Origin of the sequence: Marinitoga sp. 1197, assembly GCF_001021165.1 — a bacterium.
Lineage (GTDB): Bacteria > Thermotogota > Thermotogae > Petrotogales > Petrotogaceae > Marinitoga.
In genome coordinates, this window is sequence record NZ_AZAY01000048.1 from 69,763 (window position 1) to 96,337 (window position 26,575).

28 protein-coding genes and 1 tRNA gene are annotated in these 26,575 nt (G+C 26.3%); 23 read left to right on the forward strand and 6 right to left on the reverse strand.

Annotated elements, in window-relative coordinates; all coding sequences use genetic code 11:
• Positions 1–36: 36 nt before the first annotated feature.
• The 15 genes from X275_RS10010 (at position 37) to X275_RS10080 (ending at position 14,931) form a co-directional block, all read left to right on the forward strand.
• Positions 37–912 (forward strand): AEC family transporter, encoded by an 876-nt coding sequence (locus tag X275_RS10010; protein WP_197072646.1) that lies wholly within the window; start codon positions 37–39, stop codon positions 910–912.
• A 14-nt stretch (positions 913–926) separates the two neighbouring features.
• The gene (locus tag X275_RS10015) at positions 927–1,304 is read left to right on the forward strand and encodes a CoA-binding protein (RefSeq protein WP_047268671.1); all 378 of its coding nucleotides are present in this window, start codon (positions 927–929) and stop codon (positions 1,302–1,304) included.
• A gap of 38 nt (positions 1,305–1,342) precedes the next feature.
• Positions 1,343–2,824, forward strand: a complete 1,482-nt coding sequence (murJ, locus tag X275_RS10020) for a murein biosynthesis integral membrane protein MurJ (protein WP_047268672.1) — start codon at positions 1,343–1,345, stop codon at positions 2,822–2,824.
• Positions 2,825–3,022: 198 nt separating this feature from the next.
• Complete coding sequence (locus X275_RS10025; RefSeq protein ID WP_047268673.1) at positions 3,023–3,979, forward strand: 1-phosphofructokinase family hexose kinase; 957 nt, start codon at positions 3,023–3,025, stop codon at positions 3,977–3,979.
• Complete coding sequence (locus tag X275_RS10030) at positions 3,979–4,440, forward strand: CBS domain-containing protein (protein WP_047268674.1); 462 nt, start codon at positions 3,979–3,981, stop codon at positions 4,438–4,440. Before X275_RS10025 ends, X275_RS10030 begins: the two co-directional genes overlap by 1 nt.
• Complete coding sequence (gene mtaB / locus X275_RS10035; protein WP_047268675.1) at positions 4,437–5,729, forward strand: tRNA (N(6)-L-threonylcarbamoyladenosine(37)-C(2))-methylthiotransferase MtaB; 1,293 nt, start codon at positions 4,437–4,439, stop codon at positions 5,727–5,729. The genes X275_RS10030 and mtaB overlap by 4 nt, the downstream gene beginning before the upstream one ends.
• Positions 5,719–6,540 carry an aminotransferase class IV gene (locus X275_RS10040; protein ID WP_047268676.1) on the forward strand — a complete coding sequence of 274 codons (822 nt, stop codon included), beginning with the start codon at positions 5,719–5,721 and terminating at the stop codon, positions 6,538–6,540. Before mtaB ends, X275_RS10040 begins: the two co-directional genes overlap by 11 nt.
• Complete coding sequence (locus tag X275_RS10045; RefSeq protein ID WP_084825191.1) at positions 6,537–6,842, forward strand: DciA family protein; 306 nt, start codon at positions 6,537–6,539, stop codon at positions 6,840–6,842. Before X275_RS10040 ends, X275_RS10045 begins: the two co-directional genes overlap by 4 nt.
• Complete coding sequence (locus X275_RS10050; protein ID WP_047268678.1) at positions 6,839–8,761, forward strand: DNA gyrase/topoisomerase IV subunit B; 1,923 nt, start codon at positions 6,839–6,841, stop codon at positions 8,759–8,761. Before X275_RS10045 ends, X275_RS10050 begins: the two co-directional genes overlap by 4 nt.
• A 136-nt stretch (positions 8,762–8,897) precedes the next feature.
• A complete protein-coding gene (locus X275_RS10055) occupies positions 8,898–9,233 on the forward strand; it encodes a DUF4894 domain-containing protein (protein ID WP_197072647.1) in 336 nt (111 codons plus the stop codon).
• Between the two features lie 10 nt (positions 9,234–9,243).
• Positions 9,244–10,554: a cell division FtsA domain-containing protein gene (locus X275_RS10060; RefSeq protein WP_047268680.1), complete on the forward strand. Its 1,311-nt coding sequence runs from the start codon at positions 9,244–9,246 to the stop codon at positions 10,552–10,554.
• On the forward strand, positions 10,544–11,656 hold the full coding sequence (gene ftsZ, locus X275_RS10065; protein ID WP_047268681.1) for a cell division protein FtsZ: 1,113 nt from the start codon (positions 10,544–10,546) through the stop codon (positions 11,654–11,656). Before X275_RS10060 ends, ftsZ begins: the two co-directional genes overlap by 11 nt.
• The gene (locus tag X275_RS10070) at positions 11,646–12,785 is read left to right on the forward strand and encodes a GspE/PulE family protein (protein WP_047268682.1); all 1,140 of its coding nucleotides are present in this window, start codon (positions 11,646–11,648) and stop codon (positions 12,783–12,785) included. Before ftsZ ends, X275_RS10070 begins: the two co-directional genes overlap by 11 nt.
• Positions 12,786–12,796: 11 nt before the next feature.
• Complete coding sequence (locus tag X275_RS10075; protein ID WP_047268683.1) at positions 12,797–14,032, forward strand: hypothetical protein; 1,236 nt, start codon at positions 12,797–12,799, stop codon at positions 14,030–14,032.
• A gap of 14 nt (positions 14,033–14,046) precedes the next feature.
• Positions 14,047–14,931, forward strand: a complete 885-nt coding sequence (locus X275_RS10080) for a DUF5685 family protein (RefSeq protein ID WP_047268684.1) — start codon at positions 14,047–14,049, stop codon at positions 14,929–14,931.
• Positions 14,932–14,949: 18 nt separating this feature from the next.
• Here X275_RS10080 and X275_RS10085 read toward each other — a convergent pair whose 3' ends face one another.
• The 6 genes from X275_RS10085 to X275_RS11200 all read right to left on the reverse strand — a co-directional run bounded on the left by X275_RS10085 (position 14,950) and on the right by X275_RS11200 (position 20,788).
• Positions 14,950–16,194, reverse strand: a complete 1,245-nt coding sequence (locus X275_RS10085) for a DUF1015 domain-containing protein (protein ID WP_047268685.1) — start codon at positions 16,192–16,194, stop codon at positions 14,950–14,952.
• 373 nt (positions 16,195–16,567) lie between these two features.
• Positions 16,568–16,993, reverse strand: a complete 426-nt coding sequence (gene ybeY / locus X275_RS10090) for an rRNA maturation RNase YbeY (protein ID WP_047268686.1) — start codon at positions 16,991–16,993, stop codon at positions 16,568–16,570.
• Complete coding sequence (locus tag X275_RS10095; protein ID WP_231588321.1) at positions 16,983–18,302, reverse strand: HDIG domain-containing metalloprotein; 1,320 nt, start codon at positions 18,300–18,302, stop codon at positions 16,983–16,985. The genes ybeY and X275_RS10095 overlap by 11 nt, the downstream gene beginning before the upstream one ends.
• Before the next feature lie 34 nt (positions 18,303–18,336).
• Complete coding sequence (locus X275_RS10100) at positions 18,337–19,320, reverse strand: PhoH family protein (RefSeq protein ID WP_047268760.1); 984 nt, start codon at positions 19,318–19,320, stop codon at positions 18,337–18,339.
• Positions 19,321–19,340: 20 nt separating this feature from the next.
• Complete coding sequence (locus tag X275_RS10105; RefSeq protein ID WP_047268688.1) at positions 19,341–20,330, reverse strand: 2-hydroxyacid dehydrogenase; 990 nt, start codon at positions 20,328–20,330, stop codon at positions 19,341–19,343.
• A gap of 17 nt (positions 20,331–20,347) precedes the next feature.
• A complete protein-coding gene (locus tag X275_RS11200; RefSeq protein ID WP_052913862.1) occupies positions 20,348–20,788 on the reverse strand; it encodes an LPP20 family lipoprotein in 441 nt (146 codons plus the stop codon).
• Between the two features lie 172 nt (positions 20,789–20,960).
• Between X275_RS11200 and X275_RS11205 the strand changes: the two genes are divergently transcribed.
• From X275_RS11205 to X275_RS10150, 8 genes are all read left to right on the forward strand, one after another.
• Positions 20,961–21,554 (forward strand): GNAT family N-acetyltransferase, encoded by a 594-nt coding sequence (locus X275_RS11205; RefSeq protein ID WP_052913864.1) that lies wholly within the window; start codon positions 20,961–20,963, stop codon positions 21,552–21,554.
• Between the two features lie 13 nt (positions 21,555–21,567).
• Entirely contained in the window at positions 21,568–22,335 is a 768-nt protein-coding gene (locus X275_RS10120; RefSeq protein WP_047268689.1) for a YdcF family protein, read from the forward strand.
• A gap of 233 nt (positions 22,336–22,568) precedes the next feature.
• The gene (yqeH, locus tag X275_RS10125) at positions 22,569–23,693 is read left to right on the forward strand and encodes a ribosome biogenesis GTPase YqeH (protein WP_047268690.1); all 1,125 of its coding nucleotides are present in this window, start codon (positions 22,569–22,571) and stop codon (positions 23,691–23,693) included.
• Positions 23,694–23,707: 14 nt separating this feature from the next.
• Complete coding sequence (pduL, locus tag X275_RS10130; RefSeq protein ID WP_047268691.1) at positions 23,708–24,298, forward strand: phosphate propanoyltransferase; 591 nt, start codon at positions 23,708–23,710, stop codon at positions 24,296–24,298.
• A 98-nt stretch (positions 24,299–24,396) separates the two neighbouring features.
• A tRNA-Thr gene (locus X275_RS10135) sits at positions 24,397–24,474 on the forward strand.
• Between the two features lie 50 nt (positions 24,475–24,524).
• Positions 24,525–25,268, forward strand: a complete 744-nt coding sequence (locus tag X275_RS10140; protein ID WP_052913866.1) for a class I SAM-dependent methyltransferase — start codon at positions 24,525–24,527, stop codon at positions 25,266–25,268.
• On the forward strand, positions 25,268–25,894 hold the full coding sequence (locus X275_RS10145) for a sigma-70 family RNA polymerase sigma factor (protein ID WP_047268692.1): 627 nt from the start codon (positions 25,268–25,270) through the stop codon (positions 25,892–25,894). The genes X275_RS10140 and X275_RS10145 overlap by 1 nt, the downstream gene beginning before the upstream one ends.
• The gene (locus X275_RS10150) at positions 25,894–26,517 is read left to right on the forward strand and encodes a hypothetical protein (RefSeq protein ID WP_047268693.1); all 624 of its coding nucleotides are present in this window, start codon (positions 25,894–25,896) and stop codon (positions 26,515–26,517) included. The genes X275_RS10145 and X275_RS10150 overlap by 1 nt, the downstream gene beginning before the upstream one ends.
• Positions 26,518–26,575 lie beyond the last annotated feature (58 nt).

Here is a 26,575-nt window from a genome sequence, read left to right on the forward strand (position 1 = left end):
TTGCTTTTTCTTTTAACCCTATTTAAAATTTTACCTTTGTTTTTAATAATTTTATTGGGATATGTTTTTGGAAAGGCTTTTTTTGACCTGGATAATACTATATTAAATAAAATAACTATATGGATTGCTGGAAATGTACTGGCATTTACCGCGATTAACTCTCATCCCCCTTTATTTAAAGAATTAAAATCATATTTTATGGGATATTTAGTAATATTTGTTTTATCAATTTTAATTCCTTTTATTTTAAAAAAATTTAATTTAATAAAAGCTGAAAAAGGTATCATTTCTTTTGCATTAATGTTTTCTAATGGTGGATATTTAGGATACCCTGTAGTTGAAGCTTTATTTGGTGAAGAATATATATCTAAAGCTGTTATTTATGTTATAGTTATGACCTTACTATCTTTTTCTATTGGTATAATAATATTAACAGGAAATATTCGAAAAGGTTTAACAAATATGCTAAAACTTCCTATGTTATGGGGGTTTTTAATAGGATGGGTTTTAGGAGCAAATGATTTGTATTGGAATAATTTACCATTTTTTTTATCACGACCTATAGAAATGATAAAAGATGCCAGTATTGTTATTATTCTGATTAATATTGGCGTTTCTTTATCAAGAATTAAGATTAAAATTTATGATTTATATGATACTATATTAACTACTATTTTCAAATTAGTTATTTTTCCAATAATCGCTGTTTTTCTGGTTAAATTTATGAATTTGGATCCCATATTAGCTGGTGTTTTTGTTATTGAAGTTGGAATGCCTGTTGGTATGAATGTTTCTTTTATAACAGAAGAATTAAAAATAAATCCTGCACTTGGTAATTTGCTGGTTTTTGTGAGCACATTATTATCAATATTGACTGTACCATTATTATATTATTTAATTAATATGATTTAGAATGGAGGGATAAAATGTTTGATATGAAAAAAATCAAGAAAGTTGCTTTGATTGGTGCAACTACAAATAAATCTAAATATGGCTATAAAATTTTAAAAGATTTAATTTCAAAAGGATATGAGGTTTTACCAGTAACACCAAATTATGAACAAATCGAGGGTATTAAAACTTATAAAAGTGTAAAAGATTTACCAAATGTAGACATTTTGAATTTTGTAGTTCCCCCAAAAATTGGTTTAGAAATCACAAAAGGAGCATATAAACACGGGTTTAAAAAATTTTGGTATCAACCTGGAGCTGAATCAGAAGAAATAAAAAAATATCTTGAGTCATTAAATGATTCCGAAGTGGAATATTTATTTTATAAGTGTATAATGGTTGAAACTATCTAAAAGCCCGTATGGGCTTTTTTAATATTGGAGGATGAATTATGTCTGATATAATGAAATTTACTGCGATATTTGCTTCAGCTACTATGGTTAGCAGATTTTTAGGATTATTTAGAGATATGTTGTTTGCATATTATTTTGGTAGAAGTGGCGAATATGATGCCTATATAATTGCTATTTTATTACCATTTTTCTTAAGAAGAATTTTTGCAGAAGGAGCATTTTCAACTGTATTCATTCCTTTATATTCAAGAAAAAAAGGAAAAGACGCAGACATCTTCGCAAGTACTGCTATTAATCTTTTACTTATTATTACAGTATCATTGTATATTCTTGTTCTTTTTTTCTCACAATCTTTTGTAAAAATTCTTGGTAGCGGTATGAATGCTGAATATATATCATTATCTTCAAATCTTATAAAAATAACATTTCCTTTTATTACTTTCATTTCTATATGGTCAATATTTTCCGGAATATTGTATAATGAAAATAATTTTTTTATTTCTGCTGTTTCACCAGCTATTACAAATATTTTTACCATATTTGGTATAATTTTTTCTTCGTATTTTTCAGTAAAGATTTATGGACCAACTATTGGCTTTTTTTTTGGAGGGTTTTTTCAACTACTTTTTTTATTTATTTATATAAAAAAGAAAAAACTCTTTCACTATTATTTTACTTTAAAAAAAGATTATGTTAATGAAATTATGAATATGTTTATTCCTGCTTTTTTTGGAGTTGCAATATCCCATATCAACAGTATTGTTGATACTAACATAGCAACATGGACAGGCAAGGGAAGTGTTGCAACCATACAATACGCTTTAAGATTATACCAATTACCTCTGGCAATTTTTTCGGTTAGTATCGCAAATGTAATTTTACCCAGATTGTCCAAATTATCGCATAATAAACAAAAAGAAAAATTTATATTTGAATTTAAAGAAGCCATATTAATTTCTCTGTTTTTAACTATTCCTGCTTCATCTGGTTTGATTTTTTTAAGCAACGATATTATAAAATTAATTTATCAGCGAGGTACATTCACAGAAAAAGATACTATAATAACTGCTTTTACACTAATAACATATTCAATAGGAATAATATTTTATTCTATCCACGGAATTTTAGTTAGAAATTATTATTCAAAACTAAACACAAAAAAACCTACCAGAATTTCATTTATTATGGTTTTTATAAATATTATTCTAGATATTATTCTAGCAAAATATATGGGTGTTGCTGGTATCGGACTGGCTACGAGTATTTCAGGATTTGTTGGTATGCTGATTTTAGGTTGGGAATTTTTTATTCATTTTAATAAATATGACTATATAGAAATTTTTAAAATTATTATTTCGACAATTATTATGATTTTAAGTTTATTTATTCTAAAAAATATTCACTCTTCTAATTTATATACAATTTTTTTAGTTTTTGATGGAATTTTTATTTATTTTATTTCTTCATATGTTTTCAGAATAAAATATTTAAAAGATTTTATTCAATTCATACAAAAATAAAATGAAGGGTTTGACCATCCCAAATTCACTATAAGCAGATTTATTCAATTCTTCATCTATGCAATTTTTGAGTTTTCTTACTTTGTTTTCGGACACGGTAATTATTTAGAGAAACGAATTAAATTAAAATTTATATATAATTAAATGATTTGTGGTATAATTATAGTGAAAAATAATTTATTATTAGGGGGCTCGAATATGGATGTAATGACAGTAACCTTAAACCCATCTCTTGATAGAGAAATTATAATAGAAAATTTTAAAAGCGGAGAAATGTTTAGAATTTCAAATCCCTCAAATGCTCTCATGGAACCAGGCGGAAAAGGTGTAAATGTATCGAAAATGCTTAGTAAATTAGGAATTGAAAATATGGCTTTAGGTTTTTTAGGTGGTTTTGTTGGAAGAGTTTTTTTAGAAAAACTTTTGGAAGACAGAAATATTACAGCTAATTTCATTTTTGTAGAGGAAGAAACTCGTGAAAATATAGCAATATTGGATTTAAAAAATCATACAATTACTCAAATTAATTCCAGTGGACCAAAATTAACTGATACAGATATCGAACATTTTATGCAAAGATATATAAATTCTCTATCTCTGGTAGATCACGTTTTGATTTCTGGTAGCGTTCCGCCATATACACCAGATGATGTATATGCAAAAATGTTCTCTTTAGCTCACGAAAGAAATATAACAACTTATATGGAAGCAAACGGGAGTCATTTTAATCTTGCTGTTAAAAATGCATGTCCTGAAGTTGTAAGGGTTGATTTAAGAAAAGAAAAAAAATATTTTGATAATGAGTTAAATGATATAAAAGATTATATTTATGCAGCGGAAGATATAATTAAGCATGGAGCTAAATTAGCTGTTTTAAGCTATCATGTTGAAGGAGATATCATAGCAACAAATGATGGAATATGGCTTTTTAAAGTGAATGAAACAGTTGATAGATCCCATTTGTTTGGTGTTGGTGATTCCTTTATGACAGGAATAATATATTATATGCTAAAAAATGGAAAAAACTTTCTTGAATCTGCAAAGTTTGGTATGGCAACGGCTATTGCGAAAGTACATCATGTTGAAAAATACATAGAAAATATAGACGAAATATATAAATACTTTAATTATTTTGAAACAAAGAAGGTGAAATGATGAGGGTAGAAGATATAATGTTAAAAGATGTGACTTCTTTGATGATAGATGTGACTATTGAAAGATTTATAACTTTATGTGAAAGACATGGCTATTCCGCTTTACCTGTTGTAGATGAAGAATTTCATCTTGTGGGACTATTAAGTGAATCCATGGTAATAAAATCATCTATTCCAGGATATCTCTCTTTAATGCAGTCCACATCATTTATACCCGATTCACAACAATTTATTAAAGGTTTAAGCAATATTTTACATAAACCTGTATCGGAAATTATGGATAAAAGTCCAACAAAAGTTTATTATGATGATACAGCTTTACATGTTGCAGATGTAATAATAAAAAACAGCTTAAAAATTGTTCCTGTTGTTGATTATGATAATAGATTAGTTGGAATAGTTAGAAGAATAAAATTATTAAGTCTTGCAGCAAAGGGGATTTTGGAAGAAACGTGGAAATGAAAAAAATAGATATTATTACTTATGGATGTAAATTAAATCAAGCTGAAAGTGAATTTATCGGTGAAAAACTAAAACAATTAAATTTCGAAATAACTTATGATAATAAAAAGGATAATTGTGATTATATTTTAATAAATTCATGTACGGTTACTTCTGAAGCGGAAAGGAAAATAAAACAGTTAATTAGAAGCATAAAAAGGAAAGATATGTCTAAAAAAATAATTGTGGTTGGATGTTATGCTCATACTAATGTCGAAGAATTAAAAAAAGCAGGAGCAGATTTAATCCTTGGCAACTTAGAAAAAAAATATATTGAGCAGTATATTGATAAAGAAGGCGTTTTTGTCGATAAAAGTTATTGGAATAATACAAAAGAGAAGGTATTTATACCATCTAAACCATATAATTCATATTCAAGGTATTTTCTTCCAATTGAAGAAGGATGTCTTGAGTTCTGTTCATATTGTAGAATTATATTTGCAAGAGGAAATAAAATAAGAAGTGTCGAAAAAGAGCAAATTTTTGAAAGTATTGATAGTATATTATCTCAAAATATAAAGGAAATTATATTTACAGGCATTAATTTATCTTATTTTGGTTATGGTACAGATTATAATTTAAAAAAATTAATTTTTGATATAAATAAAAAATATGGAGAAAAAAATATTAGATTTAGAATAAGTTCTTTGTATCCTGATTTTATTGATGAAGAGTTTATTAAATTGCTGAATGATAGTAGTATTTTTGAAAAACATATTCATTTATCCCTTCAGCATATTTCTGATAATATTCTAAAAAATATGGGCAGAAAATATAATGAAAAATATTTACATATGTTATTTGATAAAATATATTCTATAAATTCATTTTTTTCGATATCTGCAGATTTAATAGTAGGATTTCCTGGAGAAAGCAATAATGATTTTCAAAAGTTAATTAATTTTTTAGAAAAATATAATTTTTCTCGCATTCATGCTTTTAGGTACTCAAGTAGACCTAATACAAAAGCTGCTCGAATGAAGGAACAAATTCCTGGAAATATAAAAAAAGAGCGAATGAAAGTATTACAAAAGCATATACAAAATTCATCTAAAAAATATCTGGGGCATTTAAAAAATAAAAAAGTAACTGTGCTAATTGAAAAAGTTGATAAAAAAAATAGTTTTAGTTATGGGTATGATGAATTTTATGTTTATCATAAAATAAATAATATTTTAAATGATAATGAATTTTACGATGTTAAAATAAAAAATATAAATAATACTGGAGTGATTTCTCATGTTTTATGATTCAGAAAAATGGATTGAAAAAGAAAATTATATGAATGAGGATTTCGAACTTTTTAACGGGTATTCAACATATGAAACATTACGAACTTACAATAAAAATATATTTGCTCTTAAATTCCACTTTGAAAGATTGAACAAATCTGCTATGTTTCTTGGTCTGGAAATTCCTGAATATGATAAATTAAAAAATATATTAAATGATGGTATAAAAAAAATAAATTGCAAAAGTGATGTTCGAATAAAAGTATTAGTAAATAAATATACATCGCGAAAAAAATCTTTTTATGCATTTATAGAACCTATAATTGAAATCGATGATTTAAGAGAAAGTGGTGTTGTATTAACTATTTCTCGTGAAAGAAAACCAAAAAATCCTGTTATTCCTTATTATGTTAAAACAAACTTAAATGGTTATAGCCTTTATCTAAGACAAAAATATAATGCATATTATGATTCCATTGTATTAAATGAATTTGGATATGTAACTGAAGGAACAAAATCAAATATTTTTATAGTTACTGCCGGAGTTATAACTACTCCCCCCATATCTTCTGGAATATTGCCTGGTGTAACAAGAAAGATAGTTTTAGATTTAATAGAAAGCTTTAATATGGATTTTGAAGAAAGAAATATCGAAGTATGGGAATTACTATCAGCTGATGAAGTTTTTTTAACTCATACAAGTGTAGGTATTATTCCTGTTAGAAGAATTATTCCTAATTTTACTTTTAATGCTCCTGGAATAACTACTGAAACACTTATTAATTATTGGAATGACTTTATTATTAGTAATAATAATTATTGGGAATGAAAATGAAAGATTTCAATGAATTATTTAAAGAATTAAGTAACAAAAACAATATACTAAAAAAAGTTTTATTAATAAAAGATTTAAAACTTATCGTACAAAAAGTTTTTGAAAAACATGGTTTAACCTCAGTGGAGGTAGTTAATGTGGATCTAAAAACCTCCACACTTTTTTTGTATGTTGATAATAATTATATTAAACAGGAAATTATCTTTAAAAAGAAAAAAATTTTAGAAGATATTAATAATATACTTGAACAGGATAAAATAAAAAATTTGAAATTTTCCGGAGGTGTTAATCAATGAATAAATATTCTCAAGATAATATAAAAGTTTTAAAAGGTTTAGAGCCAGTAAGAAAAAGACCTGGTATGTATATAGGTTCCATTGGAAAACCTGGATTAAACCATTTAGTATATGAAATTGTTGATAATAGTGTTGATGAATATATGAGCGGATTCTGTACAAAAATAATCGTAAAAATAAATGCTGACAATACAATAGAAGTTATTGATAATGGAAGAGGTATTCCTGTTGGACCTCATCCTACAGAAAAAAAAGATACTCTTGAAGTTGTATTTACAACTTTACACGCTGGAGGAAAATTTGATAATGCTACCTATAAAATAAGTGGTGGATTGCACGGAGTTGGTGCCTCTGTAGTAAATGCTTTATCTGAATTTCTTGAGGTTTGGGTTCATAGAAATGGAAAAATTTATTATCAAAAATATTCAAGAGGAAATAAGGTAACTGAGGTAGAAATATTAAGTGAAACTAATAAAACAGGAACTCATATTAAATTTAAACCTGATTCTGAAATATTTGAAAATGGTGATATTGAAGTAGAAGGGCAAATTATTGAAAATAGATTAAGGGAATTGGCATTTTTAAACCCAGGACTTGAAATTGAATTCATTGATGAAAAAAGAAATAAAAAAAGCGTCTTCAAATACGAAAAAGGTATATCAGAATTTTTAGACTTTTTAGTTAAAAAAAATAAAAAAACACCTATTCACGAAAACCCTATTTTCGGAACAGGAAGTGTTAAAAATCCAAGAGGTAAAGGGTTCTCCGATATCCTTGTTGAGTTTTCAATGATGTACACACGTAATGATTTTCCGCATATATATAGTTATGTAAACAATATCAGAACAATTGAAGGTGGTGAACATGAATCAGCATTTAAAGCCACTTTAACCAGATTAATGAATGAATATGCCAGAAAAAATGGTTATTTGAAAGAAAAAGAGGACAATTTTACCGGAGAAGATGTAAGGGAAGGTTTAATTGCTATATTAAGTATCAAATTACCAGATCCTATATTTGAAGGTCAGACAAAAGCTAAATTAGGTAGCAAAGAAGTAAGAGTTGCGGTAAATGAGGTACTATCTGAATATTTAATAAAGTTTTTGGATTCACATCCTAAAGATACAAAAATGATTTTTGAACGTATTAAAGAAGCTGCAAGAGCACGTATAAATGCGAAAAAGGCTAGAGATAAGGTTAAAAGAAAATCTATCTTTGAAAACTCACCTTTACCGGGAAAATTAGCGGATTGTACTTCAACTAATCTAGACGAAACTGAATTATTCATTGTAGAAGGTAATTCAGCTGGCGGGAATGCTAAAACGGCAAGAGATAGAAATTTTCAGGCAATTCTTCCGTTAAGAGGAAAGATTATTAATGTTGAGAAACATGATATTGAGCGATTAATGAAAAATGAACAAGTTTCAAATATAATATCAGCTATTGGTACAGGAATTGGTGACAATTTTAATATTAAAAAATTAAGATATGGTAAAATAATTATTATGACTGATGCTGATGTTGACGGAGCACATATAAGAACTCTTCTATTAGCTTTATTTTTTAGATTTATGCCTGAACTTATTAAAGAAGGTAAAATATATGCTGCACAACCTCCTTTATATAAATTTAAATCAGGCAAATTTGAAACATATTTGTATAGTGATGAAGAACTGGAGAAGTTAAAAAATGAATATCCAAAATACACACTTCAAAGATATAAAGGTCTTGGAGAAATGAATTCAGATCAATTATGGGATACAACAATGGATCCTCAAAAAAGAAAATTGATTAAAATAAATATAGATGATCTTATAGAAACAGAAGAAATTTTAGAAATATTAATGGGAAATGATCCATCTGCCAGAAGAGAGTTTATAGAAGAACATGCTTTAAAAATCAAGGAGTTAGATATTTAATATGAATACATCTCGTAACATATTGTTTGTGCTGATTATGTTGTATTTATTCATATTTTTTTATATAATATTTCAATTTTTCGTTACAAAAAGCAAAGGTGCGAGAAATCAATTTGTAATACAACAACCCATATGTGTGGTAAAATTTAATAGTAGATATCTTCTTTTAAATAAAGATGAAATAATTTTTAAAATTTCAGATATTCCAATTGCTGGTTATCCAATTATATATTTCAATGATTATTTTATTTATAAAAATGATCTTGCAAAATTATCAATAGAACAACTAAGTTATATTTCAAAAATTGACTTTAAACAAAAAATTATTTATATTAATATTGGTTATAAACTATTCTTTAATTCATGGAAAGATGTTTTGAATCATTTTGATAATACGATAACAAAATTAATAAAAAAAGAACCGGGGAATTATTTTCTTCTCTCTGGAGGTAGTTTAATTAGCATTTATTAGGAGGGATAAAATGGCCAAAAAGGTTATTTATGCAATTGATGTTGGGAATTACTTCATCAAAGGAATAGCATTAGAAGAGAATAAAGGAAAATATCAACTTATTTCAAAAGCATTAGAAAAAGCCGAAGGAATTATAAAAGGACAAATTCAGGATGTTAAAGCATTAAGAAGGAAAATTGAAAATGTAATATTTACATTAGAAGGGGAAAATAGCAAAGCTAAAGAAATAGAAATAGTTTTATCATATGCTACCAATGAATTAAAAATTTCAAGAGAAAGTTATACATTGGAATTTTCTGAACCTAAAGAAATTACAGAAAGCGATTTAGAAAAAATAAAATCCAACATTCAACAAAAATATTCAGAATTAAATAAGGAAGTTTTAGATATTAAATTTGTAAATTTTGAAGTTGACGACAAAAAGGTGAAAAATCCTGTTGCATTCGTAGCAAATTATAGTTTAAATGCTGTTATAAATGTTGTATGGGTTTCTGAAAATTCTTTTGCTCCAATTAGAAATACAATAAAAAATTTAATTGAAGGAGAAATTCCAATATATGACTCAACGCTTGCTTCAGCTTATGGCGTTACAAATACGTCAGATAGAAATCTTGGAGTTGGAATTATAGACCTTGGTCATTCTAAAGCAAGAATGCTTATTTTTAAAGATGGTATTCCAAAATTTTATTTAGACTTTGAAGTTGGATTAGAATATGTTTTAAAAGATATTATGCATGTATTAAAAACTTCAGAAAATGAAGCTTTAAGATTATTAGAAGAACATGCAGTATGTTTGCAGGACACAAAAATAGTAAAAAAAGTAGATTATTTAAGTCTGGTTGGTGATCATTATGAATATACCACACAGAATTTACTTAATAAGATTGTTTTTGCAAGAACGAGAGAAATAATCAATAAATTAAATAGCGATCTTGCAAAATTAGAATATGAAAATACTCTTGAAATAGCAGGAGGTCTTCAAGCTGGAATTATTCATACAGGTGGTGGGGCAAGAATTAAGAATATTGAAAAAACTATTTCCGATTTTATGGGAAGCCAAGCTCGATTAGGTGTTGCTTCAAATAATATCAATAATTTTTACATTGATAATGCTGATGAGTTATATAAAGATCCTTTATATTCACCAATTATAGGAACTATAAATTTATATTTTAGTGGAACAAATATACCAAAATTATACATAGAAGATGCAAAAACATATAATGAGAATACTTATACAGAAGAAAAAGTTGAGAAAAAGGGTGGTTTCTTTTCAAGATTGGGAAGAATCCTATTAGGAGGTAATGAAGATGCCATTTAATTTACCTATTGAAAATGAACCGAAAGAAATATTTCATAAAAGACCAAAATATGTTATTAAGGTTATAGGGGTTGGCGGTGCCGGAAATAATGCAATTGAAAGAATGATAAGATTAGGAGTATCTGATGTTGATTTAATTGCTGCTAATACAGATGTTCAGGTATTAGAAGCAAGTAGTGCAAAATTCAAACTACAACTTGGCAAAGAATTAACAAGAGGGTTAGGAGCTGGAGGTAATCCAGAGAAGGGCGAAAAGGCCGCTGAAGAAAGCGTAGATGAAATTAGAGAAACAATTCAAGGAACCGACTTACTTTTTATTACCGCTGGTTTTGGTGGTGGAACTGGAACTGGAGCTTCTCCTGTAATTGCCAGAGTAGCACGCGAATTAGGTATATTAACAGTTGCTGTTGTAACTATTCCTTTTCATTTTGAAGGTTCGACAAAACAGAAGATTGCAAGTAGCGGATTAAACAAATTAAAGCCATATGTTGATACCTTAATAAAAATCTCTAATGATAAGTTATTAGAAGATAATGATGATATTCCTATTAGACAAGCTTTTGCAAAAGCTGATGATATATTGTATCAGGGAATTACAGGAATCTCTGATTTAATTACTAAAAAAGGGTTGGTAAATACCGATTTTGCCGATGTTGAATCTGTATTAAAAAGACGTGGTTCTGCTATGTTAGGAATTGGTTGGGGAAAAGGTCCAAACAAAGCAGAAGAGGCCGCTAAAAATGCATTAAATTCAAAATTTTTGGAAAATTCTGTACAAAATGCTACTGCAGCTTTGGTAAATGTTTCTGGTAAGAACCCAACATTAAAGGATTTAAAAACCGTTACATCTATACTCCATTCTTATTCAACTGATGAAGTTAATTTGAAATATGGTATTACAGAAGTAGATGATATGCAACCAGATGAATTAAAAGTAACTATTGTTGCTGCAGGATATAATAAAATATTAAATGATTTTGATGGGGAAAATATATATGAAACACCTGCAATTTATAGATTATTCGGAAATAATGTATTAAATGAAGAACGAATAAAATTAGAAAAATATTTAGAAGCACAGCAGGGAGATTATGAAGAATAATTTAGAAGAAATTGCTATTCAACAGCTTTATTCTAATAAAAAGATACACGGACAATTTATATCAACTGAATATAACAAAGAAATTTTATTAGAAAATTATTTAAATCTTCTTCTTCAAGAGAAGATTACAGATTTGCATTTTTTAGCATATAAAGATTTTTCTCTTGTATCTTATCGATTCAATACTTCATTAATTGAATTTGATAAAATTTCTAAAAAAAACTATGAAAATATACTAACTAAGATTCAAATACTCTCAGGAATAGATATTATCAACGACAGGGATCCGTCAGATGGGTCCTTTACTTTTTATAATCATCGCTTTAGAGTTTCTTTAATAAAAAATATAAATGGCATAAACTGTGTAATTAGAAAGCTTAAAGATATTTCTGATTTAATCAAAGAAAATTTAAATTATCCAGAAATTTTTATTTCATATGTGGAAAAAATTAAATTATTAAAAAATGGTCTTGTATTGTTTTCTGGTCCAACTGGAAGTGGAAAATCTACAGCATTAGCTTATATTTTAATTAATTTATTAAAAGACTCTCAAAAGAAAATTATAACTATTGAAAATCCACTTGAATACAATATTCCTGGAGCACAACAAATTGAAATAAAAGATGATTCTGAAAAAACAACTATATTAAAAAATATACTAAGACATGATCCTGACATTTTAATGACTGGAGAAATTAGAACTGAAGAAATGGCGAAATTAACTATTGAAGCTGCAATGACTGGTCATTTAGTATTTTCAACCATACATTCTAATAATGTTTTTAACGTAATAAATCGTCTTACTGAAAAGGGTATAGCATTAAATGATATTCTTGATTCTGTAAAAATAATATTTAATCAGAATTTTGTAAGGTTGTTGTGTGACTGCTATATTGATGAAAATAATAAAGGATGTCAAAAATGTCATTATACTGGTTATAAATCAATAAAACCTATTTTTGAAATTCTTGAAATCAATGAATTTATCAAAGAATTTTTCAGAGAAGATGATATCTCAAAAATCAAAAATACAACTTTTTACACTTCCTATGAAAGTGAATTGAATAATCTGCTTGTTAAAGGATTAATTTCTCAAAAAGAATTTAAATCTTATATGAACACGAATTAGAGGTGATTTTTATGAAATATTATAGTAAAACACCTGAAGAGTGGAAAAAATATGATGAAGAAAAAGAAAAAAAGGATAATTTAAGAAAAATTCAAAAAAGGCGACAACGAATTAACAACTTAATCATAATTTTTATATCCTTATTTGCTATTATCGTAATAATATCCTCTAAGTATTACTTTCCAAGATATAATTTTGGAGATTCTGTAATTATAAATAGTATTTCTTTTTCAATTTTAGCATCGAATAAATACACTTTTCCTGATAATTTAGAAATTACTGTTAATATGTTTAACACTGGTAGTACAGTAAAAGATATAAAAATAGATTCATTTAAATTTATTATATACAAAATGACAAATTCTGCAAGTACGACTTTTTATAAATTTGAATATAACAATATAATTTCTTATAAATTACAACCTCTTGGAAATAAAAAAATTTTCGATTTAAATTCTATCAATCCCATATCAAAAATACCAAATGGAAATTATATCATAGAAACACAATTTAATTATAATGGAAAAAAAATTAAATTAAAAAAAGAGATTGAATATATACATACTATCAAATATAATATTTATCTGGACAAAGCTTTTTATTTAACAAATGAATATCCAAAATTATATATTGAAGTTAAAAATTATTCTGCAGAAACAAAAAACGTTAATATTATTGGAAAATTAAAAATTTTTACAAAAAATAGAAAATTAAAAAAAGAGATTCCAATAAACCTTGGTTATACATTATTAAAAACTTTAGAAACTAAATCATATGAAATAAATATTCCTCCCATAGAAAAAGGTATATATGAATTATATTTTATTAATGATAAGCTTAATCAGGCAGTATATATTCCTTTAGCGATAACTGATAATGTTGAAAAAAGATTGAAAAATATAAATTTATCTGTAGATACTTACCTTTTTTATCCGATAAATCATTTATTTGAAGGATATTTTTATATAAACAATCTTAATTTTAAAAAAGAAAAATTTTTAGAAATTGAAGGATATACTATTAGATTGATTAATCTAGAAAATAATGTCATAGTTTTTAACTATGAAAATGATGAGAAAAAAAGAGTTTATATAAGTGCTGGTGGGAAATCTATTATCCATTTTATTTCATCTAATCCACCAGTCAAACTATCGATTCCTGGTAATTACAAGTTAATATTTGCTGTCAAGTCCAACGAAAATACAATTGAAAGAAGTATGGATTTATATGTTGGAATTTCAAAATAAGGAAGGTAATAAAATTGTATGGATATATATCACTTTATTTTAAGCCAAATAAAATAGAAAGACTAAACTATATAAGTCATTATTGTTCGATTTGTCATTCTTTAAAAAGAAATTTTGGCAATTTTTACAGGATGTTTATTATAAGAGAAGTTTCATTTTTTTCTTTATTAAAAGTAGAATTTAATGAAAAAGATATTGAAGAAATTACATGCCCATGGGTAGGTTTTAAAAAACGGTATATTTATAAAAATATTGAAATATTCGATGAATTTTCATTTTTAAATGCTTTAATTATATATGGTAAAATATATGATAAATTGCATGATAGTAATTTAAATAATTTGGTTGTTTTTATAAAACTTTTAAAAAGAAAACTTATATATTATTATGGAAAAGATTTTATTGAAACGTATGAAAACATATTAAATGAGCAATTTAAAATAGAGAATAAAACATTAGAATTTGAAGAGTATTTTATTCCATCAATAAAAATTATCCAGATGATTTTAAATAAACATCAAAATTTTTTTTCAGATGACTTTAGTACTTATATAGGAACATTAATTTATCTTTTCGACGCTATATATGATCTTGAAAAAGATATCAAAAAAAAGAACTTTAATCCTTTTAAAAGGGTGTTTCATATAGACAAATTAAACGATTTAGACAAAGAAAATAAAGAATTTATAAACTTTATAATAGACTATTCAATAAAAAATATATTAGACACACTTGAAACCTCCAATATAAAAAACAAACATTTTGCAAAGAAATTATTTTCTTTTAGTGCATCTTATCATAAATCAAAAATAGAAAAATTGTTTTACTCCAATAACAAAAGGCCTGAGAAAAATATTTCCTATATAAATTCCAAAAATATATATTTAAATATAAAATAACCCCTGATAGGGGTTATTTTATATTTCATGTATTAACAATCCTGATCTTAATTTTGGTTCAAACCACGTTGATTTCGGAGGCATTGTTTTGTTTACATCTGCAACAGCCATTAATTCTTCTATTGATGTCGGATACATTGAAAATGCTACTTTCCAATCTTTGCCATCTATCCATTCCTCCAGAGCTTTTACTCCTCTAATACCTCCAATAAAATGTATCCTTGGATCTTTTCTTGGATTTTCTATGCCTAATATAGGAGATAATAAATAATTTTGCAGAATATATACATCTAATTGTTTTACAGGATCATTTTCTTCTATAATAGAATCTTTGGCTTTTAGTGAATACCATTTTTTATTTATATATATTCCAAATTCGTGTCTTGATTTTGGTTTATATGGTGTTTCTTTAACTTCAAAAATTTCAAAATTTTCAGATAACTTTTCAATAAATTCTTCATCTGTTAATCCATTTAAATCCTTCACAACTCTGTTGTAATCAAGAATTTTCAATTCATCATGCGGAAAAACAACAGCCATAAAGAAATTATATTCTTCATTTCCTGTATGTTGTGGGTTTCTTGATTTCAAAATTTCTTTTGTTCTTGAAGCTGCTGCAGCCCTATGATGTCCGTCTGCAATATATAATGCTTCAACCTCACTAAATGCTTTTTCTAATTCTTTAATTAAATTTTCATCACTTAAAACCCACAATTCATGATAAACATTTTTTTCATCTTTAAAATCATAAATTTTTTCTGCTTTATCAATTCCTGTATTTATTAGTTCTTTTATATTTTCCTTTGATTTAAAGGTTAAAAATACAGGACCTGTTTGAGCTTCTAAAATCATTATATGTTTAGTTCTATCGTCTTCTTTATCCTGTCTTGTTAACTCATGTTTTTTAATTAAACCCTTTTGATATTCATCAACCGAAAAAGTTGCAAAAATCCCTGTTTGAGAATGACCATTCCAAGTCTCTCGATATAAATAAAGGGCTGGTTTTTCTTCTTCTATTAAAATACCTTCTTTTTTAAAATTTTCTAAATTTTCTTTAGCTTTTTTATAAACAATTTCACTATGCGGATCTATATTTTCATCAAATTCAACTTCCGCTCTTGTTACTTTCAAAAAGCTATTAGGATGTTTAGTAACAATTTCTTTAACCTCTTCCTCTTCAAGAACATCATATGGAGGGCATGAAAATTCTTCAACTAATTCTTTTTTTGGTCTCAACCCTTTAAATGGTCTTATTAACGACATTTTTTTACCTCCTTTTTCTATTTCCGAGTTTATTATAACAATTAGTTTGTCAATCATCAAATATATTCTTTTCAAAACTAAGGTATTAGCAGTTAAATAACTTCAATTAAGTAAAAAAATCATCATTCTTTTCATGTAATATATTAAAATGCGCTGTCTAAAAAGTCTAAAATGAAATGAAGGCTCGAAGATTGCCCTTAAAATTATGAGTGTAAGCCGTCAAAAAAACAGGATGTTTTTTTGAGTGAAGCTTTTTCATGGATGAAAAATCGATGCGACGGCTGAGAATGAATAATTTTAAGGATAAGCAATCAAGCTGCCTGAGTGAATTTGACTTTTTAAACAGCGTATATTGAAAATTTTTCATTATTTTTTATATGGTTTTAAATAAATTTTTATAATATTCATCCTGTATTTTAAACATTTTTTTCTTTTCTTCTTCTTTTAAATGGTCATAACCACAGATATGCAATATTCCATGAATTAATATATAAAAAAATTCTTCTTCAAAAGTATTATTAAATTCTGGAGCCTGTTCTTTTATTTTTTCAACTGAAATAATAATTTCACCTATTATATCTTCATTTACACCGTATTCAAAGGATAAAACGTCTGTTGGCCCAATTTTATTTCTATATTTTTCATTATATTCTTTTATAGTTTCGTTATCTGTAATAACTATATTTAACTCATAATCTCCTTCACCAATTTCAGATAATAAAACCTTTTTTGTGATATTTTCTACTTTTTTTATATCAATATTTTCAATTTCCTGATTATCAAAAATATTAATTTTCATTTTTTGACACCTCTTTTAGAAGTTCTTTTGGAATTTCTGGATAACTAATTCTTGAATGATTCATGTTTAAAATTGTATTAACCATAGCATTTTTAATTTTGTTGATTTCTTTTAAAGTTAGTCCACAATCATCTAATTGTCCTTCAAAATATAAATCCTGTATCAAATTATCAATTTTTTCTTCAATATTTTTTTTATTTATTTTTTGCATACTCCTGGTCATTGCTTCAATATTATCTGCAATCATTAATATTGCAGCTTCTTTAAATTGAGGTATAGGACCGGGGTACTTAAATAAATCGGGTGAAAGGTTTTCTTTTAATTCTATACTTTTATGAAAAAAATAGCGTTTTATTCTTGTTCCATGATGCTGAACAATCAGATCTTCAATCAAAATTGGTAGTTTATATTTTCTTGCTAATTCTTTACCTTTTATTACATGAAGATTGAGAATTAAAGCGCTTAGTTTTGGGTTTATTCTATCATGTGGATTAAAACCTTTTTGATTTTCTGTAAAAAATAAAGGTCTTAATGATTTACCTATATCATGAAAATATGCACCTACTCTCAATAGTATAGGATTAGCATTTATTGCTTCAGATGCACTTTCAACTAGATTAGCAATAATTAAACTGTGATAATACGTACCAGATGCATTCAAAGATAATTTTCGTAATAATGGGTGATTCAAATTTCCTAATTCCAAAAGGCCTATATCGGAATAAACACGTGTAATATATTCAAGATATGGCAATACACCTAAAAGAAAAAGCATCTGTATCAAATTTGATATAAAAACTTGTGGAATAGCTTCAAAATCAAAATTATTATAAATTAAATATATTATAATCTGTGAAATAGTTGCGCCCAAAAAAGGAATTACCATTCTTACTCTTGAATATAAATTCTTACTTAAATATGCACTTATTATTCCTATAACAAAAAGTGTAATAAATGTTTTTAAAGGAAACCCAAACAAAAATGAAAAATAAAAAGAAAAAACTAAAGAAGATAAAAAGCCTATATAAAAATTCATCATAAGTGTAATTGTTACAACAATAAATAAAGGTGTTACTGCAGGATCGGAAAAATATTTTAATGAAAATATGTTTAAAATTATACCTAAATCCAGGATTATAATAAATGCGAACCAATAATTTAACGGGTGTAAATTAAAAGTTCTATCTTTTCTTATTAAATACATAATTATTAAATACCAAAAAGGAAAAAAAACTATTATGAAGTTGAATAAAAAACTCCATGTAAAATCACGCCATAATAAAATTTCTGTAATCAAAAATAAAAACATAAAATTGGCAAAAAAGAAAAAATTTTGATATAGTTTATTTTTTTCCATATTCTTCACCTTTAGTTTTCTCATATTTATCGTAAGCTTTTATTATTTCTTTAACTAAAGGATTTCTTACAACATCATTTTCAGTTAGTTCTATAAAAGAGATCCCTTTAATATTTTTTAATACCTTTTGAACAATTAGCAATCCAGAATCTTTTTTATTATCAAGGTCAATTTGAGTAATATCCCCTGTAATAACCGTTCTTGAATTAAAACCTATTCTTGTTAAAAACATCTTCATTTGATAATACGTACTATTTTGAGCTTCATCAAGTATAATAAACGCATTATTTAAAGTTCTTCCTCGCATATAAGCCAGGGGCACAACCTCAATAATACCTTTTTCCTTATATTCTATAATTCTATCAGCACTTATAAAATCCATAAGTGAATCATATAAAGGTCTTAAGTAAGGATCAACTTTGTCATATAATGTTCCCGGTAAAAACCCAAGTTTTTCGCCTGCTTCAACAGCCGGTCTTGTTAATATTATTCTTTGAACTCTTCCAGTATTTAAAAATTCTACTGCCATTGCAACTGCCAAATAGGTTTTTCCAGTTCCAGCTGGACCAATACAAAAAACTATATCGTTTTCTTTCATGATTTTTATATAATCTGATTGTCCATGAGTTTTTGCCTGCACTCGCACACCACTCACTGTTGTATTAACAACTTGATTGTAATTTGTTTTTTGTGATTTTGTCAAATCATTTTCAGTTTCGTATAAAGAAACAATATATTGAAATTCTGTCCAATCAAGCAAATGACCATTGGAAGTAATATCAACAACCTCTTTTAAAATTTTTTTTACCTTATTTATATTTTTCTTTTTTTCACTATTAAGAACAATTTTATTCTCCACATAAGATATTTTTACATCAAATTTATTTTTCAAATATTTAATTCTGCTATCATGCGTACCGAATATTTCAATTAATTCAATATCTTTGGGGACAGGTATATATTCTTTAATAAAAATCACCTCTTAATTTATCAATATTTTTTATTATAATCAACAATTGAAAGCGGCATACCCTCTTTTAAATATTTTTTTATACTATCTATCGTATAATTAATTCCTGCAGTAGTAGCATGATATGAATATCCACCAACATGAGGTGAAAGAATTACATTATCAAACTCCCAAATAGGATAGTTTGAAGGCATTACATTTTTGTTTTTTGAAGTTGGATAATTAAACCATACGTCCAAAGCAACGCCTTTTAAAATTCTATTTTTTAAAGCGTTGTATAAACCTTCCTCATGAATTAATTTCCCTCTACCCACATTTATTAAAAATTTATCCTTCATTTTCATCAATCGTTCCTCGTTAATAATCTCATAAGTTTTCTCTGTTAAAGGAAGAGTTAAAAATAATATTTCACTATCTTCAATAATTTTATCAACATTATAATAAATTTTATCTACGTTTTTCGGTAATTTGGCAATTTTATTATTTTTTAAAATATAAATTTTTGTATTAAACGGTTTTAAAAATTCAGCTATATTTTGACCTATAGCCCCAAATCCCATGATTCCAATTTTCTTTCCTTGAATTGAATTCCATGATTCAAAAATAGACTCACCAACAGTAAAACCATGCCAAATTCCTTTTTTTAAATCATTATGAAAATAAATAATTTTTCCAAGCAAAGCTAATGCTAAAGCGACAGCTCTTTCTGCAACATACTTTCCATTTCCATGAGCATTTGAAATAATAATATTTCGTTCTTTTAAATCATCTAATGGTAATTGTTCAACACCAGCAAAAGGGACAAAAATAATTTTTAATTTTTTAGCAAATTCAAGCTCTTTTTTTGTAATAAATCCGCCGATTATTGCATCCACATCTTTTAATAATTCTTCTTTTGATAATTTTTCTTTTTCTGGAAAAATAATCTCAATATCAGGATAATCTAACTTTAATTCATTTAATTTTTTATCCCAATATGAATTAAATTTGTGTAAAAATAAGAATTTCAAAAAAACTCACTCCCATATTAGAAATTTTTTAATTTTTTACCTAATAGTTCTTCAATATCTTTTCTAAATATTCTAATAGTTACATATGCCATTCCCTCTGTCATATTAAAACCTTCATCTATTTGTTGGGCTCCTCTAATTACTCCCCATAACGATGATTCAATATTTTTTTCTTTTAAAACAAAATCTTTAACTGTTGTTTTTGAATCAATATAAACTCCATAAATATATTCTACAGCTTTAGAATAAGCATCTTGCCTTGCAGCTTCAAGAGCAGCTAATTTAGCTTGTGCAACCTGAGGGAAAGCTTTATAATCTATAATCCCAAATCCTTTAAAATCATGGTAAGCGGCCCCTTTTTGATTTTCAGGTTGAGAAAAAGGGGTTGAATTCATTATACTACAAGAAGTTAGAAAAAACATAAAAATGGCCAAAACCAATACAAATCCCTTTTTCATTCATATCCCCTCCAAATTTTTAATTTGAAATTCATTTATATTATACCACAAATTGATTTTATTCTTTTCTGATTATATTGGATTTTTGAACACAAAATTTTAAAATAAATAAACATAATAATGATATAATTAATATATGATGGTATATTTCTTTTTACCATGAGGTGAAATTATGAAAGAAGTAAAAATATCATTTGGTATTCATAATGAAGAGGAAAAGAATTATATAGTAACTTTACTATATAATACCTTTTATGAAAAATTTAAACCTGTTTTTTTAACTAAAACAAAATCTTTAAAATTACTCAAAAAATATATATTATTCGATAAAATTCTTATTTCAAGAGATGACAATAATAATATAATGGGAATAGCTGCTATAAAATATAAAGGTTTTTCATGGTTGAATTTAGAATTTATTGATATTTTAAAAGAATATAAATTTGAAACTTTAAAAGTCATCTTTAGAGGTATTTGTTTACTTAATACGCAAAAATGTGGAGAGTATTTATTATTAGATGATATTGTTGTTATTCCAGATAAAAGAGGTTTGGGTATCGGGACAAAAATCATATATTATTTGCTTGATTACGCTAAAAAGAAAAAATTAAAAGGAGTTAAATTATTTGTTATAAAAAAGAATATAAGAGCAAAACAACTTTATGAAAAATTAGGTTTTAAAACTATTAAATTTCATAAAATCCCACTATTATGGAAAAAATATTTTGATATAAATGGATTTTACGAGATGATACTTGATTTTTAATGGAGGTAGTAATATGCTATGGATTAGAAAAATCATTCAATCATTTATCGAATTGCCGGGCCTGTTTATTACTTTAATTATTTTATTAAATTTCAGAATAAAAAAATCGAAAAAATCAAATAAAATGATTATATTTACTTCTATAATAATTTATCTTTTTTCTATTCAAATAACCTCAAGAATATTAGTTTATCCTTTAGAAAATGCGTTTGAGCCATATAAAGAAAACAAAGTTAATATCCCTTCTATCATTGTAATTTTAGGTGGAGGAGCTATACCTAAAACACCTATTTCACCTTCTTTAGGTGAAATGTCAGATCAAGCCTTTAAACGAATTTTTGCAGGCTATGAATTATATAAAAAAACAAATTACCCTATTGTTATTTCTGGCGGAAAACCACCAAATACAGATTATATTCCAGAGGCTTTAGTAATGAGAGATTATCTTGTTAGATTTGGTGTTAATCCCTCAAATATTTTTATCGAACCAGATGCACAAACAACCGAGGAAAATGCAAAATATGTAAAATCTTTAATTAATAATATGAAAATAAATAGAATATTTTTAGTTACTTCTGCTATTCATTTGCCAAGATCATACAAAATTTTTAAAAACTTTATTAATAGTAATATCGAAATAGTTCCAGTTCCTTCAAATTATCTAATAACACGGGATAAAATTACATGGATAGATTTTAAACCTGATATAGATTCTTTACGAGCAAATGCTATGGCAATACATGAATATCTGGGATTAATATTTTTTTCTATCTTAAAATAGGCTGTCTAAAAAGTCTCAAATGAAACGAAGGCTCGAAGATTGCCCTTAAAATTATGAATGAAAGCCGTCAAAAAAACAGGACGTTTTTTTGAGTGAAGCTTTTTCATGGATGAAAAATCTGAACGACGGCTGAGAATGAATAATTTTAAGGATTAGCAATCAAGCTGCCTGAGTGAATTGACTTTTTAGACATCGTAATCTTAAAATAGATTCGCTAAATTGGAGGTGGTTTTATGAAATGTCATGGATGTGGGGTTGAAATACAAACAGAAAATCCGGAAATTCCTGGTTTCTTACCGGAACATGTTTATGAAAAGTTCATAGGCAATGAAGAAAAAGCTTTATGTCAAAGGTGTTTTAAATTAAAACATTATGGTGAACTAATTCCTGTTTCCATAAACAAAAATTTTTACAATCAATTAAAAAGTATTATCTATGAATTTGATACAGTTTTATGGGTTATCGATATTATTGATTTTGAAGGTACTTTTGATAAAGATATATTAAATTTAGTAAAAAATAAAAATCTATTTTTAATAATTAACAAAGTTGATCTATTGCCAAAAAGTGTAGCTTTTACTGAATTAAAAGACTGGATTTACGACAGGGTTAAAGACAATGTTAATATTAAAAAAGATAATATTCGCTTAATAAGTGCGAAAAGGAATTTTGGTATAAATAGATTAATAAAGTTACTAAAAGAACAAAAGATAGAAAAAGCTCTTGTAGTTGGTACTACAAATGTCGGTAAATCATCACTTTTAAATAACATGACTGATGTAAAAATTACAACAAGTTCATTTCCCGGAACTACATTAGGAATTGTTAAAAGAAAAATTATTAACCATAATATATACTTATATGATACTCCAGGAATAGAGACTAAACAAAGATTTACAGACTTTTTTGACATATATACTCAGGTGGAAATGATACCTCATAAAACTATTAGTAGAAAAACCTTTAAACCAGATATCGGTAAAGTTATATTTGTAAGTGCACTTTTCAGATTTAAAATTTTATCTTTAGCTAAAAATAGTTTGAAACCTATTTTCTTGATATTTGCCCCAGAAAGAATATCTTTTCATCAAACCAAAGAGGAAAGAGTAGATGATTTATTAAAAAATCATATTGGGGAAATTATTTATCCTCCATATGAAAAAGACTATCCATTAAAAAATATTGATTATGAAAAAGAAATTATTTCAATTGAAGAAAATGAAGAATTAGCTATACCTGGGTTAGGTTGGATTTCTGTAAGAAGAGGCCCTTTGAATATAGAGGTTGTTAAACCTAAAAATATTGAATTAATAATTAGAAAACCTTTAATTACACCAAAAAGAGGTAATATTATATAGTCGGAGGTGTTGGTATGAAATTAAAAAAAACAGGAATTATAGTGGGTGTTTCAAACAGACATGTTCATCTATCAAAAGAAGATTTAGAGGTATTATTTGGTGAAGGTTATGAGTTGCATCCTATAAAAGATTTAAAACAACCAGGTCAATATGCAGCAGAAGAAGTTGTTACTTTAGTTGGTCCAAAAGGAAAAATAGAAAGAGTTAGAGTTTTAGGACCTGTTAGAAAAGAAACTCAAATAGAGATTTCTCAAACAGATGCCTTTAAATTAGGAGTGAAACCTCCTGTTAGAGATTCAGGTGATTTAGATGGAACTCCTGGAATAAAAATTATTGGTCCAAAAGGTGAAGTTGAAACGAAAAAAGGTTTAATTTTAGCTAAAAGACATATTCATATGCTTCCTGAAGATGCTGAAAAATATAATGTCAAAGATAAAGATTTAGTATATGTTGCTATTGAAAAAGGTGATAGAAAATTAATATTTGGTGACGTGTTAATAAGAGTAAGTCCAAAATATGCTCTGGAATTTCATGTTGATACTGATGAAGCGAATGCTGCTTTAATAAAAACAGGTGACGAAGTATTTATAGTTGAAGAATTTTAAAATCCCTCTTTTAGAGGGATTTTTATAATATTAAAAAAATTGAATAAATTTTTTAAACTTGACTAAACTAATATTTTATTGTATAATATATTGGGTTTGCAGGTGTAGCTTCAACAGGTTAGAGCGCTGCCTTGGTAAGGCAGAGGTTGTGGGTTCGAGTCCCATCACCTGCTCCAGTAACTCCCCGAATTATCGGGGATTTTATTTTATATTAGGGGGATACTTTATGAAATCCTGGGAATATTATGATAAAATTGCCAATGATTATGAAAAAATGTATGAAGACCCATATTGGGAAATGCATAATTTATTATCCGAAAAGATAATTTTTGAAAATTTGAAATTTGTCAGCGGAAAAGTTCTTGATATCGGTGCTGGAACTGGATATTGGACTAATATCTTTTTAAATAAAGGATTTGATGTATATGCTGTAGAACCATCTCCAAAAATGTGTTCTATCTTAAAAAGCAAATTTAAAAATAGTATAAATATAATTAATGATTTTGCTGAAAATTTAAAATTTGAAAATGAATCATTTGATATAATTCTCGCTATGGGTGATATTTTAAGTTATTCAGAAAACGATGAAAAATTCCTATATGAAATAAATAGAGTATTAAAAAAAGGTGGAATTTTAATTGGAACTGTTGATAATTTAAATAAATTTATTATCGATGCTTTTTTTTCAAAAGATTTTGATATAATAGAAGTAATGAAAAAACAAAAAAAAGTAAATGTTGGAATTTCAAAATTTATGTCTTTTAATTCAACTTTATATACGAAAAATGATTTAGAAAAATTGTTATCGAACTATTTTAGTAAAATATCAATATATGGAATTATGGCTTTTCCTTGGGAGAACGAGTTAGAATTTTCCAAATATTGGGCCGATGTATTTGAATTGGAACTGAAATTTTCGAAAGTTTTATATGATACAGCAGAACATTTAATGTATATGGTCGTGAAATAATGAGTAAATATAAATTAAGAACTTTACGTGTTGAATCACTAATTAAATTAGCTCAATCAGGCGATAAAGAAGCAATGAATATGATCATGGTAAAATTTGAACCCATGATTAAGTCTATTGCTTCAAAATATTATGGTGCGTGGGCTGAATTTCAGGATCTTGTTCAAATAGGATTTGTTGGTTTAATACAGGGAGTTTATTCATTTGATGAAAATAATAAAACAAAATTTTCAACCTTTGCCTATCTTAATATATCATCTGAAATAAAATCATTTTTAACCTATTTAAATAGATTAAAAAATAAAGTATTATCGGATGCTGTTAGTATAGAATCCATGTTTGAAGACTATTCTGAAGATTCAGATTATTATTTTGAAGTTCCATCTGAAACAGATTTATACCAATCTGTAGTCTATAATTATATCTTTGAAAGGTCAATTGAACAAATGAAAGATCTGGAAAAAAATATTGTGAAGATGTGGTTAGATAACAATTCTTATGATGAAATTTCTGATAAGCTCAATGTCGCAAAAAAGAAAGTGGACAATACTATACAAAAATTTAAAAAAATTGCAAATAGGGTAATGAAATACGTTAATGCTACTATAGATATAGGAGGTAAATAATGAAAATAACAAGAATATTGTTATATATTGCTATTACTTTATCTATTATTTCAATAATAATGTCAATAGGAAGTGAAATAAAACTTTCAAAATTTCAAAATTATATGGAAAATTTATTCAATAGACAAAACACTAAAGTTAATGATAAAATATCCCAATTAAATACAAAATTAGAAGATTTAAATAAATATTTTGAACCAAATGGAATTGTTGAAAAATTTATAAATTACAAAAGCAATTTAGAAAAACATTTAAAAGATTTAGAGAAATTATTAACCCTTGCTCAAGAAGATCAGAATGTTGGTTATTTCCAGCTATATATCGTAGGCTCAAGAGAAATATGGATTGGTATAAAAAATGAAAAAGGCAAGTATATATTTCAGGGAATGTTAAAACCGGGATTGGCTCCATATAAATTTTATTTTTTTAAGGACCCTTCTATAAGAACATCTTATACGATAAATATTCCTTATAATGCAAAAATTCAAACTGCAAATCCTGATAATATCTTTTTTTTAATACAGGAACCCGGTCAAAGAAGACTTAAAAAAATGCCATCAGCAAAGCTTGAAAATATTTCTGAAGATTTAAATTTATATATTCCGACAATTAGGGGAAAATAATTTAAGTACTTTAAATTTTCTAAAAATTCTGGTATAATATATGAGAAAGTTATCACTT

What these genes read in the sequence shown, in the direction of transcription:
- X275_RS10015 (WP_047268671.1), top strand. Translation starts at nt 927, where the DNA reads ATGTTTGATATGAAAAAAATCAAGAAAGTTGCTTTGATTGGTGCAACT.
- murJ (WP_047268672.1), top strand. Translation starts at nt 1,343, where the DNA reads ATGTCTGATATAATGAAATTTACTGCGATATTTGCTTCAGCTACTATG.
- X275_RS10025 (WP_047268673.1), top strand. Translation starts at nt 3,023, where the DNA reads ATGGATGTAATGACAGTAACCTTAAACCCATCTCTTGATAGAGAAATT.
- X275_RS10030 (WP_047268674.1), top strand. Translation starts at nt 3,979, where the DNA reads ATGAGGGTAGAAGATATAATGTTAAAAGATGTGACTTCTTTGATGATA.
- mtaB (WP_047268675.1), top strand. Translation starts at nt 4,437, where the DNA reads ATGAAAAAAATAGATATTATTACTTATGGATGTAAATTAAATCAAGCT.
- X275_RS10040 (WP_047268676.1), top strand. Translation starts at nt 5,719, where the DNA reads ATGTTTTATGATTCAGAAAAATGGATTGAAAAAGAAAATTATATGAAT.
- X275_RS10045 (WP_084825191.1), top strand. Translation starts at nt 6,537, where the DNA reads ATGAAAATGAAAGATTTCAATGAATTATTTAAAGAATTAAGTAACAAA.
- X275_RS10050 (WP_047268678.1), top strand. Translation starts at nt 6,839, where the DNA reads ATGAATAAATATTCTCAAGATAATATAAAAGTTTTAAAAGGTTTAGAG.
- X275_RS10060 (WP_047268680.1), top strand. Translation starts at nt 9,244, where the DNA reads ATGGCCAAAAAGGTTATTTATGCAATTGATGTTGGGAATTACTTCATC.
- ftsZ (WP_047268681.1), top strand. Translation starts at nt 10,544, where the DNA reads ATGCCATTTAATTTACCTATTGAAAATGAACCGAAAGAAATATTTCAT.
- X275_RS10070 (WP_047268682.1), top strand. Translation starts at nt 11,646, where the DNA reads ATGAAGAATAATTTAGAAGAAATTGCTATTCAACAGCTTTATTCTAAT.
- X275_RS10075 (WP_047268683.1), top strand. Translation starts at nt 12,797, where the DNA reads ATGAAATATTATAGTAAAACACCTGAAGAGTGGAAAAAATATGATGAA.
- X275_RS10085 (WP_047268685.1), bottom strand. Translation starts at nt 16,194, where the DNA reads ATGTCGTTAATAAGACCATTTAAAGGGTTGAGACCAAAAAAAGAATTA.
- ybeY (WP_047268686.1), bottom strand. Translation starts at nt 16,993, where the DNA reads ATGAAAATTAATATTTTTGATAATCAGGAAATTGAAAATATTGATATA.
- X275_RS10095 (WP_231588321.1), bottom strand. Translation starts at nt 18,302, where the DNA reads ATGTTTTTATTTTTGATTACAGAAATTTTATTATGGCGTGATTTTACA.
- X275_RS11200 (WP_052913862.1), bottom strand. Translation starts at nt 20,788, where the DNA reads ATGAAAAAGGGATTTGTATTGGTTTTGGCCATTTTTATGTTTTTTCTA.
- X275_RS11205 (WP_052913864.1), top strand. Translation starts at nt 20,961, where the DNA reads ATGAAAGAAGTAAAAATATCATTTGGTATTCATAATGAAGAGGAAAAG.
- X275_RS10120 (WP_047268689.1), top strand. Translation starts at nt 21,568, where the DNA reads ATGCTATGGATTAGAAAAATCATTCAATCATTTATCGAATTGCCGGGC.
- yqeH (WP_047268690.1), top strand. Translation starts at nt 22,569, where the DNA reads ATGAAATGTCATGGATGTGGGGTTGAAATACAAACAGAAAATCCGGAA.
- pduL (WP_047268691.1), top strand. Translation starts at nt 23,708, where the DNA reads ATGAAATTAAAAAAAACAGGAATTATAGTGGGTGTTTCAAACAGACAT.
- X275_RS10140 (WP_052913866.1), top strand. Translation starts at nt 24,525, where the DNA reads ATGAAATCCTGGGAATATTATGATAAAATTGCCAATGATTATGAAAAA.
- X275_RS10145 (WP_047268692.1), top strand. Translation starts at nt 25,268, where the DNA reads ATGAGTAAATATAAATTAAGAACTTTACGTGTTGAATCACTAATTAAA.
- X275_RS10150 (WP_047268693.1), top strand. Translation starts at nt 25,894, where the DNA reads ATGAAAATAACAAGAATATTGTTATATATTGCTATTACTTTATCTATT.